At 70.7% G+C, this 17,945-nt stretch carries 14 protein-coding genes and 2 tRNA genes; 13 read left to right on the top strand and 3 right to left on the bottom strand.

The window, feature by feature from the left end:
- Nucleotides 1-104: 104 nt before the first annotated feature.
- Nucleotides 105-2,696: an aminopeptidase N gene (gene pepN / locus QL985_RS05455; protein WP_144801735.1), complete on the bottom strand. Its 2,592-nt coding sequence runs from the start codon at nucleotides 2,694-2,696 to the stop codon at nucleotides 105-107.
- Between the two features lie 222 nt (nucleotides 2,697-2,918).
- Between pepN and QL985_RS05450 the strand changes: the two genes are divergently transcribed.
- Nucleotides 2,919-3,431 (top strand): ribose-5-phosphate isomerase, encoded by a 513-nt coding sequence (locus QL985_RS05450; RefSeq protein ID WP_101888324.1) that lies wholly within the window; start codon nucleotides 2,919-2,921, stop codon nucleotides 3,429-3,431.
- A gap of 15 nt (nucleotides 3,432-3,446) precedes the next feature.
- The gene (locus QL985_RS05445) at nucleotides 3,447-4,367 is read left to right on the top strand and encodes a zinc finger domain-containing protein (RefSeq protein WP_144801732.1); all 921 of its coding nucleotides are present in this window, start codon (nucleotides 3,447-3,449) and stop codon (nucleotides 4,365-4,367) included.
- 134 nt (nucleotides 4,368-4,501) lie between these two features.
- Here QL985_RS05445 and QL985_RS05440 read toward each other — a convergent pair.
- Nucleotides 4,502-4,575: transfer RNA gene (locus QL985_RS05440), tRNA-Gly, on the bottom strand.
- A gap of 186 nt (nucleotides 4,576-4,761) precedes the next feature.
- On the opposite strand from QL985_RS05440, the gene QL985_RS05435 reads away from it, so the two are divergent.
- From QL985_RS05435 to QL985_RS05410, 6 genes are all read left to right on the top strand, one after another.
- Nucleotides 4,762-4,834, top strand: a tRNA-Pro gene (locus QL985_RS05435).
- A 102-nt stretch (nucleotides 4,835-4,936) separates the two neighbouring features.
- Nucleotides 4,937-6,265: a trigger factor gene (gene tig, locus QL985_RS05430; RefSeq protein ID WP_039100549.1), complete on the top strand. Its 1,329-nt coding sequence runs from the start codon at nucleotides 4,937-4,939 to the stop codon at nucleotides 6,263-6,265.
- Nucleotides 6,266-6,550: 285 nt separating this feature from the next.
- Nucleotides 6,551-7,153, top strand: coding sequence for an ATP-dependent Clp protease proteolytic subunit (locus QL985_RS05425; protein WP_029603092.1), 603 nt, complete (start codon nucleotides 6,551-6,553; stop codon nucleotides 7,151-7,153).
- Nucleotides 7,154-7,203: 50 nt separating this feature from the next.
- Nucleotides 7,204-7,866 (top strand): ATP-dependent Clp protease proteolytic subunit, encoded by a 663-nt coding sequence (locus tag QL985_RS05420; protein ID WP_039100551.1) that lies wholly within the window; start codon nucleotides 7,204-7,206, stop codon nucleotides 7,864-7,866.
- A 176-nt stretch (nucleotides 7,867-8,042) separates the two neighbouring features.
- The gene (gene clpX / locus QL985_RS05415) at nucleotides 8,043-9,338 is read left to right on the top strand and encodes an ATP-dependent Clp protease ATP-binding subunit ClpX (protein WP_259906479.1); all 1,296 of its coding nucleotides are present in this window, start codon (nucleotides 8,043-8,045) and stop codon (nucleotides 9,336-9,338) included.
- Between the two features lie 31 nt (nucleotides 9,339-9,369).
- A complete protein-coding gene (locus tag QL985_RS05410; RefSeq protein WP_259906477.1) occupies nucleotides 9,370-9,972 on the top strand; it encodes a DsbA family protein in 603 nt (200 codons plus the stop codon).
- 78 nt (nucleotides 9,973-10,050) lie between these two features.
- On the opposite strand, the gene valS is transcribed toward QL985_RS05410, so the two are convergent.
- Nucleotides 10,051-12,702 (bottom strand): valine--tRNA ligase, encoded by a 2,652-nt coding sequence (valS, locus tag QL985_RS05405; protein WP_259906027.1) that lies wholly within the window; start codon nucleotides 12,700-12,702, stop codon nucleotides 10,051-10,053.
- Between the two features lie 196 nt (nucleotides 12,703-12,898).
- On the opposite strand from valS, the gene QL985_RS05400 reads away from it, so the two are divergent.
- From QL985_RS05400 to QL985_RS05380, 5 genes are all read left to right on the top strand, one after another.
- Complete coding sequence (locus QL985_RS05400; protein ID WP_259906028.1) at nucleotides 12,899-13,699, top strand: SDR family oxidoreductase; 801 nt, start codon at nucleotides 12,899-12,901, stop codon at nucleotides 13,697-13,699.
- Nucleotides 13,700-13,819: 120 nt separating this feature from the next.
- Nucleotides 13,820-14,881: an ABC transporter substrate-binding protein gene (locus QL985_RS05395; RefSeq protein WP_259906029.1), complete on the top strand. Its 1,062-nt coding sequence runs from the start codon at nucleotides 13,820-13,822 to the stop codon at nucleotides 14,879-14,881.
- A 5-nt stretch (nucleotides 14,882-14,886) separates the two neighbouring features.
- Nucleotides 14,887-15,981 carry an iron ABC transporter permease gene (locus tag QL985_RS05390; RefSeq protein ID WP_259906030.1) on the top strand — a complete coding sequence of 365 codons (1,095 nt, stop codon included), beginning with the start codon at nucleotides 14,887-14,889 and terminating at the stop codon, nucleotides 15,979-15,981.
- Entirely contained in the window at nucleotides 15,978-17,027 is a 1,050-nt protein-coding gene (locus tag QL985_RS05385; protein ID WP_259906031.1) for an iron ABC transporter permease, read from the top strand. The genes QL985_RS05390 and QL985_RS05385 overlap by 4 nt, the downstream gene beginning before the upstream one ends.
- Nucleotides 17,024-17,944 carry an ABC transporter ATP-binding protein gene (locus QL985_RS05380; RefSeq protein WP_259906037.1) on the top strand — a complete coding sequence of 307 codons (921 nt, stop codon included), beginning with the start codon at nucleotides 17,024-17,026 and terminating at the stop codon, nucleotides 17,942-17,944. Before QL985_RS05385 ends, QL985_RS05380 begins: the two co-directional genes overlap by 4 nt.
- The last annotated feature ends 1 nt before the right edge of the window (nucleotide 17,945 follow it).

The following is a 17,945-nucleotide window of genomic DNA, read 5'->3' as shown; positions in this document are numbered from 1 at the left end:
CGCCCCGAGCGGACGGCGCACGTTCACGCTCGGGGCGGCCGCGTCCGGGGACAGGGGCCCGGGGCCGGTGGCGTGGGGTTCCCGTGCGGGACCGGGGTCGGGGCTCACCGCTCGGAGTCCGAACCGTCGGCGGGGCGCTCGGCCCGGGCTGCGGCGTCGACCTGCTGGGCGCGGACACCGCGGCGCGCGGCGTCCTGACGCTCCAGCACGATCCGGCGCAGACCGCTGTGGGCGGGATCCAGCCCGTCCAGGAACTGCTGGGCGGCGTCCACGGTGTCCTGCCTGGCGCTGCGGGGGAAGAGCCCCACGGCGATCTGCTGGGCCAGCTCGTGGGTGCGCTCACGCCACACGCCGGTGACCTCCGCGAAGTAGCGGGAGGCGTACGGGGTGAGCAGGGCGTCGTCGTGCACCCGGAAGAAGCCGGCGATCGCGGCCTGCTGCTGGGAGTTGGGCAGGGCACCCTGCTCCACGACCAGCCGCCAGGTCTCGGCCTTGGCCTCGGGGGTGGGCACGGCGGCGCGCGCGGTGGCCGCGGCGATCGCACCGGTCTCGGTGTTGTCCTCGCGCAGGGCCGCCTCGATCTCGTCGGTCCCGGCGCGGCCCGCGGCCACGAGTGCGGTGAGCACCGCCCAGCGGGTGTCGGTGTCCAGCTCGACGCCCTCGGGCACGCCCTCGCCGCGGGAGAAGCCCGCCACGCGGTCCACCTGCTCCTCGGTGCACGCGCGGCGCAGGAAGGCGCGGAAGAACTGCCACTGGTGGTCGGAGCCCGCCTCGGCCGCCGCAGTGAGGTCCCACAGGGTGTCCGCGGCCCTTGCGCGCACCTCGTCCGCGTGCTCCGGGGCCAGGTAGCGGTCCAGGGCGGTGTCCAGCTGGCGCAGCTGCACCTGCACGGCCGTGGAGTCGGTCTCGTGGCCCACGTTGGACAGCACCAGGTCCACGTAGTCGCTCGCGGGGCTCACGCCGTCGTGCACGGAGTCCCAGGCCGCGGCCCACACGAGCGAGCGGGGCAGTGACTCCTCGAAGTCCCCGAGGTGGGTCATGGCGGTGGCCAGGGAGCACTCGTCCAGGCGGATCTTGGCGTAGGCGAGGTCGTCGTCGTTGAGCAGCACCAGGTCCGGGCGCTCCCGGCCCACAAGCTGGGGGACCTCGGTGAGCTCGCCGTCCACGTCCAGCTCCACGCGGAACGTGCGGGTGAGCCGGCCGGTGTCCTCGTGGTGGTCGTAGAAGCCCACGGCCACGCGGTGGGGACGCAGGGTGGGGTGGCCCTCCTGGCCGATCTGCTCGATCGAGAAGGAGGTGATCACGCCGTCGTCGTCGGTCTCCACGCGGGGGACCAGTGTGTTCACCCCGGCGGTCTCGAGCCAGCGCTCGGACCAGTCGGTCAGGTCACGCCCGCTCGCGGCCTCGAGCTCCACCATGAGGTCGGAGAGCTCGGTGTTGGACCACGCGTGCTTGTCGAAGTACCGCTTGAGCCCGGCCATGAACTCCTTCTGGCCCACCCACGCGACGAGCTGCTTGAGCACGGAGGCGCCCTTGGCGTAGGTGATGCCGTCGAAGTTCACGAGCACGGCCTCGAGGTCCGGGATCTCGGCCTTGATGGGGTGCGTGGTGGGCAGCTGGTCCTGCGCGTACCCCCAGGACTTCTCCCCGGCCACGAACGTGGTCCAGGCGTTGGTGTACTGCGTGTTCTGCGCGCACGCCAGGGTGGACATGTACTCCGCGAAGGACTCGTTGAGCCACAGGTCGTTCCACCAGCGCATGGTCACCAGGTCCCCGAACCACATGTGCGCGAGCTCGTGGAGCACGGTGATGGCGCGGCGCTCCACGAGAGCCTGGGCAGGCTTGGAGCGGAAGATGTAGGACTCCACGAACGTCACCGCGCCCGCGTTCTCCATGGCGCCCGCGTTGAACTGGGGCACGAAGAGCTGGTCGTACTTCTCGAACGGGTAGGGGGTGTCGAACTGGGACTCGAAGAACTCGAAGCCCTGCTTGGTGACCTCGAACATCTCCTCGGCGTCCATGTGCTCGAACAGGGAGCGCCGCGCGTACAGCCCCAGCTCGACGGTGCGGCCGTCGGAGGAGACCAGGCTGTCGCGGGTGCTGAGGTACGGGCCGGCGATCAGCGCGGTCACGTAGCAGGACATCACGGGCGTGGGGGAGAAGTCCCAGCGGGCCACGCCCTCGGAGACCGCCACGGGCTCGGGGCTGGGCTGGTTGGAGACCACGGCCCACTCAGCGGGGGCCGTCACGCAGAACTGGAACGTGGCCTTCAAGTCCGGCTGCTCGAACACCGGGAACATCCGGCGCGTGTCCGCGACCTCGAACTGCGAGTAGAGGTACACCTGACCGTCCGCCGGATCCACGAAGCGGTGCAGGCCCTCGCCCGTGTTCATGTAGTGCATGGTGGACTCGACCACCAGCTCGTTCTGCGCCGCGAGCCCCGGGAGCTGGATGCGCTCGCCGTCGCTGACCTCGGCGGGGTCGAGGGACGCACGGTTGAGGGTGACGGACTCCACCGAGGCGGTGATCGCGTCGATGAACGTGCTCGTCCCCGGCTCGGCGGTGAACGCCACCGTGGTGCGCGCGCGGAAGGTCCGGGGGTCCTCGGTGAGGTCCAGCTCCACTCGGTACGACTGCACCGAGACGACCTTGGCGCGCTCGGCGGCCTCCGCTCGGGTCAGGTTGGTTCCGGGCACGACGGCGTTCCTCTCCTCGACGACAAGTCCATGCGCACGCGGCGCATTCAGTCATTATGACAGCCGCCACACCTCCCCACGCGTCAGGCGGGCGGTGCGTGGCGGACACCGACCGTCCGGGCCGGTGGCGTGGGAGCGCGGCGATACAGTGGGGGTCGCACACCGACCCCGCGGGCGCCGCCCGGCGCACCGCCCACGCCAAGCCAGGAGTTGCTGACACCCATGCGCGTGCACATTGCCACCGACCACGCCGGCCTCGAGCTCTCGCACCACCTCATGGAGAAGCTCACCGAGCACGGGTACGAGATGATCGACCACGGGCCGGTGGAGTACGACGCCGCGGACGACTATCCCGCGTTCTGCATCAGCGCCGCCCTGGGCGTCAAGGAGGACCGGGAGAACGGTCTGGACTCCCTGGGGATCGTGCTGGGCGGTTCCGGCAACGGTGAGCAGATGGCGGCCAACACGGTGGAGGGCATCCGCGCCGCGCTCGTGTGGAACCAGGACACCGCCAAGCTCGCGCGCGAGCACAACGACGCCCAGGTGATGGCACTCGGCGGACGTCAGCACGAGTTCGAGGAGGCCCTCGGGCTCGCCCTCACCTTCCTCGCGGAGCCGTTCTCGGGCGACGAGCGCCACGTCCGCCGCATCGCCCAGCTGGGCGAGTACGAGCGCACCGGGGACATCGCGGGCAAGCTGTCCGCGGTCACCACGCGCCCCTTCACCGCGAACTGAGCGGGGCCAGCACCCGTGCCCGAGGGCCACTCCGTCCACCGCCTCGCGCGCCAGCTGGCCGACCTCTTCGAGGGGCAGCAGCTGCGCGTGAGCAGCCCCCAGGGGCGCTTCTCCGCGGGCGCCGCGCTGCTCGACGGCCGCGTGCTGACGCGCTCCAGGGCCCACGGCAAGCTCCTCTACCTGGACTTCGCCGCGCCGGATGACCCCACGGACGTCCTCGTGCTGCGCTCGCACCTGGGGATCTACGGCGCGTGGAGCTTCGCGGGGGACGAGACGTTCGCGGCGGCGTCGTCGATCGGCGCGCCGCGCCGGCTGGGGGAGCGCGAGTCCGGCTCCGCGGCGGCCCCCGTGGCCCACGACGACGCCGGGCGGGTGGTTCCCGAGGCCCCCGTGGGTGCGGTGCGGGTCCGGCTCGCGGGGGAGCACGGCTGGGCTGATCTGCGCGGCCCCGCGCTGTGCGTGGCCGAGACCCCCGAGGAGGCCGCGGCCGCCGAGGCGAAGCTCGGTCCGGACCCGCTGGATCCGCAGGCCGACCCCGAGCCGTTCGTCGCCGCCGCGGGGAGGTCCCGACGGCCCATCGGGGTGCTGCTGATGGAGCAGCACGTGGTGGCGGGGATCGGCAACATCTTCCGGGCCGAGTCCCTCTTCCGCCGCGGAGTGGACCCCATGACCCCGGGCACATCGCTCACGCGGGAGGACCTTTTGGGGCTGTGGGAGGAGAACGTGGCCCTCATGGCCGTGGGTGTGCGGGTGGGCAGGATCATCACCACCGACCCCGTGGACCGCCCGGGCGTGCCGGACGCCGAGGCCTGGCCCGAGCACGCCAACTACGTCTACCACCGCCACGGGAAGCCGTGCCTGCGGTGCGGGACCACCGTGCTGAAGAAGGACCTCAACGGCCGGGGTCTGTACTGGTGCCCGAGCTGTCAGGCCTGAGGTCGGGGAGGCCCGGGAACTCGGGGACGCCCGGAAACTTGGGGAGCTCAGCCGGCCCGCTGCGGTGACCGTGCGGCGTCGTCAAAATGCGGAGAACCCGGCAACGCCGGGCGCTGCGGGGTTCTCCGTGGGTCTGGAGGGGGCGACGGGAATCGAACCCGCGTAGCCAGTTTGGAAGACTGGGGCTCTACCATTGAGCTACGCCCCCGGTGACGTGAAAAGAGTACACGAGGCCCTCCCCGCCTTCCACTCGCCCGCGGTCCCGGGCCCCGATTTCCGGGCGTGGCCCCGCGACACGATAGAGTGGAACGTTGTCGGCCCGCTCCGAGTGGTCCGGCGCCCTCGTCCCGCGCTCGCGCGGGATCCCGCAGCCCGCCCGGCGAGCTCGCGACCACGGGGTGTAGCGCAGTGGCTAGCGCGCCTGCTTTGGGAGCAGGAGATCGCAGGTTCGAGTCCTGTCACCCCGACGTCTGGGCACCGCAGCACCCGTGCTGCAGCGCCCGTCGACCCACCGGACCGACCCCGGTCCGTTGCCGTAAGCACCCAACGACCCCAGGAGTACAGCGGAAGTGAAGAGCGCCGTCGAGAAACTCAACCCCACCGAGGCGAAGATCACGATTGACATCGCGTACGCGGATCTGAAGCCCTTTGTGCAGGAGACCTACAAGGAGCTGGCCAACCAGATCCAGATCCCCGGCTTCCGCAAGGGCAAGACGCCCTCCAAGCTCATCGACCAGCGCGTGGGCTTCGACTTCGTGGTGGAGAACGCCCTGAACGAGGGCCTCAACAACTTCTACCAGCAGGCCCTCACGGAGAACGAGCTGACCCCGCTCTCCCAGCCGCAGGTGGAGGTGCTCTCCAAGCCCGAGGAGAACGACCGCGAGGCCGACACCAAGGTGGAGATCTCCGTGGCCATCCGCCCCGAGATCGAGCTGCCCGACTACAAGGGCCTCGAGGTGGAGGTGGAGGCCCGCGAGGCCACCGCCGAGGACGAGCAGAGGGCCCTGGACGAGCTGCGCGCCCGCTTCGGCACCCTCAAGTCCGTGGACCGCCCCGCGGCCGAGGGTGACCACGTGACCCTGGACCTGCAGGCCCTGGTGGACGGCGACGAGGTCGACGCCGCCAACGACCTCTCCTACGAGGTGGGCTCCGGCACCATGCTCGAGGGCATCGACGAGGCCGTGACCGGTCTCTCCGCGGGTGAGGACGCCACCTTCGAGACCACCCTGGCCGGTGGCGAGCACTCCGGCGCCGAGGCCACCGTGAAGGTCAAGGTCACCGCCGTCAAGGAGCGCGAGCTGCCCGAGGCCGACGACGAGTTCGCCCAGCTGGCCTCCGAGTTCGACACCATTGCCGAGCTCAAGGAGGACCTGAAGAAGCAGGCCGCCGAGTCCGCCGTGGTGGAGCAGGGCATCGAGGCCCGCGACAAGGTCCTGGACAAGCTCGTGGAGCTCATCGAGGTCCCCGTGCCCGAGAAGGTCATCGAGGACCAGATCTCCCAGCACTTCGACTCCGAGCAGGCCCAGGCCTCCGCGGAGCCGGGCCACGACACCGAGGAGCACCGCGCCGAGGTCCGCAAGAACGCGGAGACCGCGTTCCGCAACGAGATCATCCTGGACGCCGTGGCTGAGGCCGAAGAGGTCGGCGTGGAGCAGTCCGAGCTGATCGACTACATCATCTCCATGTCCCAGCAGTACGGCATGGACCCGAACCAGTTCGCGCAGATGCTCGACGGTTCGGGCCAGGCCGGGATGATGGTGGGCGAGGTCCGCCGCCGCAAGGCGCTGGCCAAGGTTCTGGAGACCGCCAAGGTCACCGACACCAAGGGCAACACCGTGGACCTGTCCTCCTTCGTGGGCACCGCGGACGAGGACGCCGAGGCTTCCGACAGCGAGTGATCCTCCACTCCGCCCCGGCGGAGCACGCGTGAGACGACGCCGCGGCCGCCCCTTGACCGGGGGCGGCCGCGGCGTTTCGCCGTGGGCGTGCCACCATGCGCCACCAGCGAACAGCCCCGGGATCTGGGGCTGGGTGGACACGGTGAGCACTACGCTTCTGACTCAGGAAATGTACGTGGGCCCCGCGCTCGTCCGGCGAGCCGCGGCGACCCTTCCAGAAGAAAGAGGGCATTCATGACCTCCACTCCCCACCAGCCGTACGGTGCCGCACCGGCCTCTCCGCGCATGGAGGACATGGCGCCGGGCGGTCAGGACGACTACGTCTACAACCGTCTGCTCAAGGAGCGCATCATCTGGCTGGGCTCCGAGGTGAAGGACACCAACGCCAACCTCATCTGCTCGCAGATGCTGCTGCTCTCCGCCGAGGACCCCGAGGCGGACATCTTCCTGTACATCAACTCCCCGGGTGGCTCCGTGACCGCGGGCATGGCCATCTACGACACCATGCAGCTGATCCCCAACGACGTGGTCACCGTGGCCACCGGTCTGGCGGCGTCCATGGGGCAGTTCCTGCTCTCCTCCGGGACCAAGGGCAAGCGCTACGCGACCCCCAATGCCCGCATCCTCATGCACCAGCCCTCGGGTGGCATGGGCGGCACGGCCTCGGACATCCGCGTGCAGGCGGAGCTGATCCTCTCCATGAAGCAGCGCCTCGCGGAGCTCACCGCCGAGCAGACCGGGCAGACGCTCGAGACCATCCTGCGCGACAACGACCGCGACAACTGGTTCGACGCCCAGCGTGCCCTGGAGTACGGCTTCTTCGACCACATCGCGCAGTCCGCGAGCAACGTGACCGGCGGCGGCGGGACCATGAAGGACGCGCAGTAGTCGCGCCCCGCCCCGCCACGACACACCCACAGACTTCTCAGGACGGATTCATGAACCTCCCTCACGCCACTGCACCGCAGCTGCCCACCAGCCGCTACGTGATCCCCGACTTCGAGGAACGCACGCCCTACGGCTACCGCCGCCAGAACCCCTACACCAAGCTGTTCGAGGACCGCATCATCTTCCTGGGCGTCCAGGTGGACGACACCTCGGCGGACGACATCATGGCGCAGCTGCTCGTGCTGGAGTCCCAGGACCCGGACCGGGACATCACCATGTACATCAACTCCCCGGGCGGCTCGTTCACGGCCATGACGGCCATCTACGACACCATGCAGTACATCCGCCCGGAGATCCAGACCGTGTGCCTGGGCCAGGCGGCGTCGGCGGCGTCCGTGCTGCTGGCCGGCGGCACCCCGGGCAAGCGCCTCGCGCTGCCGAACGCCCGCGTGCTGATCCACCAGCCCGCCATGGAGGGCCAGGGCGGCGGCCAGGCCTCGGACATCGAGATCCAGGCCAACGAGATCATGCGCATGCGCACGTGGCTCGAGGAGACCATGGCGCTGCACACCAGCAAGAACGTGGAGGACATCAACCGCGACATCGAGCGCGACAAGATCCTCACTGCCAAGGAGGCGCAGGAGTACGGGATCATCGACCAGGTCCTGGACTCCCGCAAGATCAACAAGCCCTCCACGGTGACCCAGGCCTGACGCGGTCCGCCACGGCGTGGAACGCGGCCACGGTGGGCACCCGGTGCCCGCCGTGGCCGCGTCCCGTTCGAGCGTCGGCGGGCTGCCCATGACACCGCGGTGGTGATTGGGTGCACCGCCCGCCCCTCGCCTAGAGTGGTCCCAGCACCCGCCACGACGAACTGTGAGGCTGACACATGGCGCGCATCGGAGAGAGCGTTGACCTGCTCAAATGCTCCTTCTGTGGCAAGAGCCAGAAGCAGGTGCGCAAGCTCATTGCGGGCCCGCGCGTCTACATCTGCGACGAGTGCATCGAGCTGTGCAACGAGATCATCGAGGAGGAGCTCACCGAGGTCCCGGAGACGGACCAGACGGAGCTCCCGCGCCCGCAGCAGATCTACGATCACCTCCAGGAGTACGTGATCGGCCAGGAACCCGCCAAGCGGGCGCTGGCCGTGGCGGTGTACAACCACTACAAGCGCATCCGCGCCGGGGTCTCCGGGCACACGCTCGCAATTGCTGGAGCGGAGGGGGACGAAGAGGCCATCGAGGTGGCCAAGTCCAACATCCTCCTCGTGGGCCCCACGGGCTCGGGCAAGACCTACCTCGCGCAGTCGCTGGCCAAGAAGCTGGACGTGCCGTTCGCGGTCGCGGACGCCACGTCCCTGACGGAAGCCGGGTATGTCGGTGAAGATGTCGAGAATATTCTCCTCAAGCTCATCCAGGCCGCTGATTTCGATCTCAAGAAAGCGGAGCAGGGGATTATTTACATTGACGAGATCGACAAGATTTCTCGTAAATCGGAGAACCCCTCGATCACGCGTGACGTATCGGGCGAAGGGGTCCAGCAGGCGCTCCTGAAAATTCTCGAGGGCACCGTGGCGTCGGTGCCCCCGCAGGGCGGGCGCAAGCACCCCCAGCAGGAGTTCCTGCACCTGGACACCACCAACGTGTTGTTCATCGTGGCCGGTGCGTTCGCCGGTCTCGAGGAGATCGTGCAGCAGCGCACCGGCAAGAAGGGCATCGGCTTCGGCGCGCCCATCAAGGACACCACCGAGGTGGGCATCGCCGGGCAGGTCCAGCCCGAGGACCTGTTGAAGTTCGGCCTGATCCCCGAGTTCATCGGCCGCCTGCCCGTGGTGACCATGCTGTCCAAGCTCTCAGTTGCGGACATGGTGCGGATCCTCACCGAACCGCGCAACGCGCTGGTCAAGCAGTACCGCAAGCTCTTCCAGCTGGACGGCGTGGAGCTCACCTTCGACCCCCAGGCGCTGGAGGCCATCGCGAAGCTCGCGCTCGAGCGCGGCGCCGGTGCCCGCGGTCTGCGCGCGATCCTCGAGGACATCCTCATGCCCGTCATGTTCGACCTCCCGGGCCGGGACGACATCGCCGCCGTGCTCGTGACCGAGGACGCCGTGGCCAAGATCGCGGACCCCGAGATCTTCACGCACGAGATGATCGAGGCCGAGCGGCGTCGTCACAAGTCAGCGTGACACGCCGCACGAACCAACGAAAGGAACTCTCATGGCTGAGAAGCAGCACGTCGACTTCTGGTTCGACCCCCTGTGCCCGTGGGCATGGATGACCTCCCGCTGGATGGAGGAGGTCGTGCGCGTCCGTGACGTGGAGGTGGACTGGAAGATCATCTCCCTGGGCATCCTCAACGAGGACAACCCGGACAACCACCACCACGGCCACGACGAGTCCATGTGGCTCGTGCGCGTGGTCGAGGCCGCCGCGCAGCAGCACGGGGACGAGTACCGCAAGAAGCTCTACGACGCCATGGGCACGCGCCGCCACCCCGGCGGTATGGAGGACCTGGAGCAGATCATCACCGAGTCCCTCGCGGAGGTCGGGCTGCCCGCGGAGCTCGCGTCCGCCAAGGACTCCACGGACTACGACGCCGCCCTGCGCGCCTCCACGGACGAGGCGCGGGCCGTGGCCGGCAAGGACATCGGCACGCCCGTGATCGCCGTCAACGGCGTCGGCTTCTTCGGCCCCGTGTTCACCCCCGCGCCCAAGGGCGAGGAGGCCGGGAAGGTCTGGGACGGTGCGCTGGCGCTGGCCTCCTACCCGGGGTTCTACGAGCTCAAGCGCGGCCGCGAGAAGGGCCCCGACTTCAGCTGAGGTCCCCGACCCGTTCCGCAGACGGCGGGCCCCGGACGATGTCCGGGGCCCGCCGTTGTGTTTCTCCGGGGAACCGGGTCAGGCCTCCTCGGTCTGCTCCAGCTCCACGCCGCTCACGCTAAGCTCACCCTCGGCGGGGGAGAGCGTGAGGTCCGCGGCGTTGCCCGCCGCCTTGAGGTCCTCGAGTCCGGCACGCAGCTGCTCCAGCTGGGTCGCGGGTGCGGAGACCGTGGCGGAGAGCACCGCAGTGCGCTGCTTGACCTTGGCCTCGGACTTGGACTTGCGCAGCCCGGACAGGGCCTCGCCCACCACGGTGAGCACCTCGGGGTCACCCTCGGCCGCAACGCCGGCGTAGCCGTCGGTCACGGGCCAGGACGCGCGGTGCACCGAGCCGGTGCGCCACCAGGACCAGACCTCCTCGGTGGCGAACGGGATGAACGGTGCGAAGAGCCGCAGCACGGTGTCCAGGGTGGTGGCCAGGGCCGCGTGCACGGACGCCTGAGCCTCCTCCCCGCGGGAACCGTAGGCGCGGTCCTTCACGAGCTCCACGTAGTCGTCCGTGAACGTCCAGAAGAAGGACTCGATCAGCTGCAGCGCCCGGGCGTACTCGTACTCGCGGAACGCGGCGGTGGCGCGCTGCACCACCGTGGACAGCTGGGCCAGCAGGGAGCGGTCCAGGCCGTTGGTCACCACGGAGGCATCCGTGCCGGAGCCCAGCACGGAGGCCTCGGTGACGCCCTGGGCCAGCACGAACTTGGACGCGTTGAGCAGCTTGATGGCCAGGCGGCGCCCGATCTTCATCTGCCCCTCGTCGTACGCGGTGTCCGCTCCCAGGCGTGCCGAGGCCGCCCAGTAGCGCACGGCGTCCGCGCCGTACTTCTCGAGCACATCCGTGGGGACCACCACGTTGCCCTTGGACTTGGACATCTTCTTGCGGTCCGGGTCCAGGATCCACCCGGACAGCGCCGTGTTGGTCCACGGCACGGAACCAGCCAGCGTCTCGGCGCGCACCACGGTGGAGAACAGCCACGTGCGGATGATGTCGTGGCCCTGCGGGCGCAGGTCCATGGGGAAGGTCTTGGCGTGCAGCTCCTCGTCCACGCCCCATCCCGTGGCGATCTGCGGGGTCAAGGAGGAGGTGGCCCACGTGTCCAGCACGTCCGGGTCCGCCATGAACCCGCCGGGCTGGTCCCGCTGCTCCTCGGTGTAGCCCGGGGCGGTGTCCGCGGCGGGGTCCACCGGAAGCTGCTCGGGGGAGGGCAGCACGGGGTGCTCGTAGTCCGGCTCCCCGGAGGCGTCCAGCGGGTACCAGACAGGGAAGGGCACACCGAAGAAGCGCTGGCGGGAGATCAGCCAGTCCCCGTTGAGGCCCTCGATCCAGTTCTCGTAGCGCGAGCGCATGAACGAGGGGTGCCAGGCCATCTCGCGGCCGCGCTGGATCAGCACGTCACGGCGCTCGGCGTCCCGGCCGCCGTTGCGGATGTACCACTGGCGGGAGGTGACCACCTCGAGGGGCTTGTCGCCCTTCTCGTAGAAGTTCACCGGGTGCATGATCTTCTTGGGCTCGCCTTCCAGGTCCCCGGACTCGCGGAGCATGTCCACCACGGCCTTCTGCGCGGAGAACACGGTCTTGCCGGCCACCTCCGCGTAGCGCTCGGCGGGGGTGCCGTCCGCGATCCACTCGGGCTGCTCGGCCTGGAAGCGGCCGTCGCGTCCGATCAGGGCCCGTGTGGGCAGGTCCAGCTCACGCCACCACGTCACGTCCGTGAGGTCGCCGAACGTGCAGATCATGGCGATGCCCGAGCCCTTGTCCGGCTTGGCCAGCGCGTGCGCCTTGACCTCCACCTCCACGTCGAACAGCGGGGAGCGCACGGTGGTGCCGAACAGGTGCTGGTAGCGCTCGTCGTCCGGGTGGGCCACCAGGGCCACGCACGCGGGCAGCAGCTCGGGGCGGGTGGTCTCGATGAACACCTTCTCGCCGTCCGGGCGGTGGAACGAGACCCGGTGGTAGGCGCCCTCGCGCTCGCGGTCCTCCAGCTCGGCCTGGGCCACCGCGGTGCGGAACGTGACGTCCCACATGGTGGGTGCCTCGGCCATGTAGGCGTTGCCGGCCTCGTAGTCCTCGAGGAACGCGAGCTGCGAGACCTTGCGGGAGTGCGCGTCGATCGTGCGGTAGGTGCGGTTCCAGTCCACGGACAGGCCCAGCGTGGAGAACAGGTGCTCGAACACCTTCTCGTCCTCCACGGCGAGCTCCTCGCACAGCTCGATGAAGTTCTGGCGGGAGACCACGTCCCAGTCCCGCTGGTTCTTGGCGGGCTTCTCCGGCGGATGGTAGCCCTCCACGTACGGGCGGCCGGGCTCGCAGCGCACGCCGTAGTAGTTCTGTACGCGGCGCTCGGTGGGCAGGCCGTTGTCGTCCCAGCCCAGCGGGTAGAACACGTTCTTGCCGCTCATGCGCTGGAAGCGGGCGATCACGTCCGTCTGCGTGTAGGAGAACATGTGCCCCACGTGCAGGGAGCCGGACGCCGTGGGCGGGGGAGTGTCGATGGAGTACACGGACTCCCGGTCCGTGTCCTCGCGGAACGCGTAGGTCCCGTGCTCGCGCCACTGCGCGGCGTACTTTTCCTCCAGGCCCTCCAGGGCCGGCTTATCCGGAACGCTCACCGTGGCGGTGGTCGCTGCGTGGTCAGGGGTCTCGGGCGTGTCTGTACCCGTCATCTCGTGTGCCATGCGCCCAGTCTCTCACGGGGTTTTTCCCCGCTTCGAATCCCCGGGGGACGACGCCGCCCGGTCACCGGTGCGCGTCAGGGCCCGTCCCCACCGCCGGCGGCACGCACCAGCGAGACGTTGCCCGGCACCCGGCCCGGGAACGCTCGCAGGCCCGTGGACCCGGCCGTGCGGCGTCGTGCTCCGTAGACTGCGGGGCATGACGCAGAACACGGAATCGGCATACGGCACCCCCGGCACGGCGGGGGCGGGCAAGGTGGCGGTGGTCTCCGGAGCGAGCACCGGCATCGGCGAGGCCACGGTGCGGCGGCTGCGCGCGAGCGGGTGGACGGTGTACGCCGTGGCCCGGCGCGAGGAGCGGCTTGCGGAGCTCGCGGAGCAGACCGGGGCGATCGCCGCGCCCACGGACGTGACCGATCAGGCGCAGGTGGACGCGCTGCGGGACCGCGTGCTCACCGAGCAGGGGACCGTGGACGCGGTGCTCAACATCTCCGGCGGGGCGCGCGGCACGGACTCCGTGGCGGACGCGGACCCCGAGGGCTGGCAGTGGATGTACGAGGTCAACGTGCTGGGCACCCTGCGGGTCACCCGGGCGTTCCTGCCCGCGCTGCGCGCCAACGGGCGGGGCACGGTGCTGAACCTCACCTCCCTGGCCGCGATCCGGGCGTACGAGGGCGGTGCCGGGTACAACGCCGCCAAGTACGCCGAGCGCGCGATGACCGAGGCGCTGCGGCTGGAAGAGGCCGAGCACAACGTGCGGGTCGTGGAGATCGCGCCCGGACTCGTGCACACCCCCGAGTTCTCCCTCAACCGCCTGGGCGGGGACCGGACCGCCGCGGAGAAGGTCTACGCGGGCGTGGCCGAACCGCTCACCGGCGAGGACGTCGCGGAGGTCTGCGCGTTCGCGGTGGAGCTGCCGCACCACGTGAACATCGACACGCTGACCCTCAAGCCCGTGGCCCAGGCGGCACCGCACAAGGTGATCCGCACCACCTCCTGAGGCTGGGCGCCGCGCGGGGGCGGGGAAACGGGCCGCGGGACGGACAGCCCACTTGCGACCCCTCAAGCGAGTGAATTAGGTTAGGCAAACCTTATCAAATTCACCGCTCGAGGAGAGCCCATGTCCCGCGACTCGTCCCAGCCCCACCGCCAGCTCAGCCGCCGCACCCTGCTCGGCTCCGGCCTGGCCGTGACCGCCCTGGTAGGGCTCACGGCGTGCTCCACCGGCTCTCGGGACGGCGGCGGTTCGGACGCGGCACCGGGCGCCTCGGCGCCCTCCACTCCCACCGACACGTTCCCCGTGACCGTGAAGCACGCCCTGGGGTCCACCACCGTGGAGAAGGCCCCCGAGCGCGTGGTGTGCGTGGGCGCGAGCAACACCCAGGACTTCGTGGCCGCACTCGGCGTGGTTCCCGTGGGCATGACCAAGGTGGCGTGGGGCGGCAACGACAAGGGCTCCACCGACTGGTTCGACGCCAAGGTCTCCGACCTGGGCGGCACGGCGCCGAAGACCATGGACGAGTCCGACGGCGTGAACTTCACCGAGATCGCCCAGCTCAGCCCCGACCTGATCATCGCCGTGAACTCCGGGGTCACCCAGGAGGAGTACGAGCGCCTGACCAAGATCGCCCCCACGGTGGCCTACCCCACGGGCCCGTGGGTGAACTCGTGGCAGGACATGCAGCGGGTGACCGCCCAGGCCCTGGGGCGCTCCCAGGCCGGCGACGACCTGATCTCCCAGACCGAGGAGCTCATCCGCACCCGCTCCGAGGAGCTCGGTGACGCCAGGGGCAAGAGCTTCATCTACGGGGACGTCTCCCAGTCCCTGGGCTTCTACGGCCCCTCGGACGGGCGCCCCCGCTTCTTCACCGAGCTGGGCCTGTCCCTGGCCCCCGTGGTCACCAAGAACGTCTCCGAGAAGGAGTTCTGGCGCGAGTGGCCCAAGGAGCGCGCGGACGAGCTCGAGAGCGACCTCTTCGTGGCCGCCGCCCAGGACGACGCCCAGGCCGAGAAGTTCCGCACGGACCCCGTGCTCGAGACCATCCCGGCGATCGCCGCCGGCCACGGGCTGTTCCTGACGACCAAGCAGGACGTACTCTCGGGGTACTCGTCCTCGCCGCTGTCCCTGCCGCACGCCCTGGACACCCACGTCCCGGCGATCAAGAACGCCCTGGGGGCCTAACCTCCGTGCCCGCCAGCCCCTCCCTCACACGCTCCGGCACCGCCGGCGGCGCCCACGTCCCGCGCATCTCCCGTGCAGGGCGCCCGGGGCGCCGGGTCCTGCCGTGGCTCGTCATGGCGGTCGTCCTCCTCGTGGCGGTGGTCCTCTCGATCTCGTGCGGCGCCCGCCCGATCGACCTCGCGAGCACGTGGCGTGTGGTGCCGCAGGCCTTCGGCGGTGATCCCGGCGCCGTGCCGGGCGTGCCCCCGCTCGACGGCGCGGTGGTGGAGTCCCGCGTGTGGCGCACTGCCGCCGGGGTGCTCACCGGGGCGGCCCTGTCCGTGGCAGGTGCTCTGCTGCAGGGCGCCACCCGCAACCCGCTCGGCGATCCGGGAATTCTGGGGCTCACGGCCGGTGCCGCGTTCGCGGTGGTCACCGGGGGTGCGCTGTTCGGGCTGTCGGGTGTGGCAAACCAGCTGTGGCTGGCCGCGCTGGGCTCGGCCGTGGCCATGGTCGCGGTGTACGGACTGGCCACTGCCGCCCGCGGCGGGGCGCGTCCCGTGACCCTGGCCCTCACGGGTGCGGCCGTGTCCGCGGGGCTCACCGCGCTCACGAGCGCGGTCCTGCTGAGCCACCAGGCCACGTTCGACACCTTCCGGCGCTGGCAGGTGGGAGAGCTCACCCGCCCGGACGGCACGTTCCTGGTGGCGGCCACCCCGGTGGTCGTCGCGGGTCTCGTGCTCGGGTGGTGCCTGGCCCGCTCCCTGGACACCCTCACGCTCGGGGACGCCCTGGGCCGGGGGCTCGGAACCCACCCGGCCCTGACCCGCGGGCTGGTCGGTGTGGCCGTGGTGCTGCTCGCGGGCACGTCCACCGCCCTGGTGGGCCCGCTCGTGTTCTGCGGGCTGCTCGTGCCCCACGCCGTCCGCGTGGTCGTGGGAGTCTCCTACCGGCGGGTGATCCCGGCGTGCCTGCTCGCGGGCCCGGCCATCGTGCTGCTCGCGGACGTCGTGGCCCGCGTGCTGGTCCCGGACCGGGAGATCCAGGTGGGGATCGCCCTGGTCGTGATCGGCGCCCCTGCCCTCGTGGCCGTGCTGCGCGGTAGGACGGTGGCGGCATGAGCGCAGCGCTGCAGCTCCCGTCCCGTGCGGAGACGGTCGACGCCGTCCGCTCGGGCCGTGCTCGCACGCGTCGCCGCACCCGGAGGGTCACCCTCCTGCTGCTGCTCGTGCTGGCCGTGGCGTCCTTCGCCCGCATCGCGCTCGGCAAGTACGTGGTGGCGGTTCCGGACCTGCTTGCGGTGCTGGCCCACGACTACGAGGGCCCGGCGGACTACATCGTGTGGCAGATCACCCTGCCCCGCACGGTCCTGGGAATCCTCACGGGCACCGCCTTCGGACTCGCGGGCCACCTGTTCCAGCGCGTGCTGCGCAACCCGCTGGCCTCCCCGGACATCATGGGCGTCTCCTCCGGCGCGGGACTCGGTGCGGTGGTGGCGATCACCGCGGGACTCTCCGGGGCCGCGGTGACGGTCAGCGCGCTGGCGGGTGGCTTCGGTCTGATGCTGGCGGTCATCCTCGCCGCCGGGGGCGCGCACGCCAGCATCGGCAAGCTCGTGCTCACCGGTGTGGCCGGGGGTGCCCTCACCGGGGCGGCCATCAACGGCGTGCTCACCCGTGCAGACATCTACGCCGCGCAGGACGCGATGCAGTGGCTCACCGGTTCGCTCAATGCCGCCTCGTGGCAGGACATCGCGCAGGTGGGGCTCTGCCTGCTCGTGCTGCTGCCCCTGTGCGCGGTGCTCACGCCCGCCGTGGACGCCCTCGGCACCGGGGATGCGCTCGCCGCTGGGTTGGGCGTGCGGGTGCAGGGCGTGCGGCTCGCGGCCCTGGCGCTCGCGGTGACCCTCGTGGCTGTGGCCGCCGCCACCGTGGGGCCCGTGGCGTTCGTGTCCTTCATGGCCGCGCCCATCGCCCGCGGCATCGGCGGCGGGGCCGGGCACGCGCACCACGCGACCTTTGTGGGTGCGGTGCTCATGGTCGTCTCGGACTACGTGGCCGCCGAGGCGCTCCCGAACCTGGCCCTGCCCGTGGGCGTGGTCACCGCGGCTGCCGGCGCCCCCGTGCTGCTGTGGCTGCTCATCGTACGAGGAAAGGCGGAGGCATGAGCCCCGAGGACGAGCTCAGGGACACCGCGGCGAGCCCGCGGCACGAGGCCCGGCCCGCAGAAGCGGCGAGCGCCGCGCGGACCGTCCGGGCGGCGTCGTCCGAGGTGGCCGTGCGCGGACTGCGTGCCGGCTACGGCGGCGCACCCGTGCTCACGGACGTGGACGTCACGTTCCCGGCGGGGCGCGTCACGGCGCTCGTGGGCGCCAACGGCTGCGGCAAGTCCACGCTGCTCCGCACGTGCGCGCGCCAGCTGACCCCCACCGCCGGAGAGGTGCTCGTGGGCGGGGAAAACGTCCGCGGTTGGCACCGCACCAGCTTTGCCCGGACGGTGGGCTTCCTGCCGCAGGACCCCGTGGCGCCGGAGGGGGTGAGCGTGCGGGAGCTGGTCTCGCGCGGTCGCCACCCGCACCGCGGTGCCTTCGGGCGCTGGCGCGCGGAGGACGACGCCGCCGTGGCCGAGGCGCTCGAGCTCACCGGTCTGCGCGATCTCATGGACCGCCACGTGACGGACCTCTCCGGAGGCCAGCGCCAGCGCGTGTGGATCGCCCTGGCCCTGGCCCAGCAGACCGACGTGCTGCTGCTGGACGAGCCCACCACCTATCTGGACATCGCCCGGCAGGTGGAGATCCTGGACATCCTGTGCGAGTTGCAGCGTGCCCGGGGGATCACCCTGGTGATGGTGCTGCACGAGCTGTCCCTGGCCGCGCGCTACGCGGACGTGCTCGTGGCCATGAAGGCCGGCCAGGTGGTGGCCCGCGGCGGGGCGGAGGAGGTCATGACCGACGAGGTGGTCGGTCGCGTGTTCGACATGGACGCCCGCGTGCTGCACGATCCCGTGACCGACGCCCGCGTGGTGATCCCGCTGTCGGCGGGCCGGTCGCGTTCCGGTACGGATGACACGAACGAGGTGGAGTGAC

The organism is Kocuria sp. APC 4018 (genome assembly GCF_030407675.1).
GTDB lineage: Bacteria > Actinomycetota > Actinomycetes > Actinomycetales > Micrococcaceae > Kocuria > Kocuria rhizophila.
The sequence above is the reverse complement of the archived record's forward strand: the minus strand, read 5'-3'. Positions and strand labels throughout refer to the sequence as shown.

Coding starts and splice junctions, on each gene's coding strand:
- QL985_RS05450 (WP_101888324.1), top strand. CDS start 2,919: ATGCGCGTGCACATTGCCACCGACCACGCCGGCCTCGAGCTCTCGCAC.
- QL985_RS05425 (WP_029603092.1), top strand. CDS start 6,551: ATGGAGGACATGGCGCCGGGCGGTCAGGACGACTACGTCTACAACCGT.
- QL985_RS05420 (WP_039100551.1), top strand. CDS start 7,204: ATGAACCTCCCTCACGCCACTGCACCGCAGCTGCCCACCAGCCGCTAC.
- clpX (WP_259906479.1), top strand. CDS start 8,043: ATGGCGCGCATCGGAGAGAGCGTTGACCTGCTCAAATGCTCCTTCTGT.
- QL985_RS05410 (WP_259906477.1), top strand. CDS start 9,370: ATGGCTGAGAAGCAGCACGTCGACTTCTGGTTCGACCCCCTGTGCCCG.
- valS (WP_259906027.1), bottom strand. CDS start 12,702: ATGGCACACGAGATGACGGGTACAGACACGCCCGAGACCCCTGACCAC.
- QL985_RS05400 (WP_259906028.1), top strand. CDS start 12,899: ATGACGCAGAACACGGAATCGGCATACGGCACCCCCGGCACGGCGGGG.
- QL985_RS05395 (WP_259906029.1), top strand. CDS start 13,820: ATGTCCCGCGACTCGTCCCAGCCCCACCGCCAGCTCAGCCGCCGCACC.
- QL985_RS05385 (WP_259906031.1), top strand. CDS start 15,978: ATGAGCGCAGCGCTGCAGCTCCCGTCCCGTGCGGAGACGGTCGACGCC.
- QL985_RS05380 (WP_259906037.1), top strand. CDS start 17,024: ATGAGCCCCGAGGACGAGCTCAGGGACACCGCGGCGAGCCCGCGGCAC.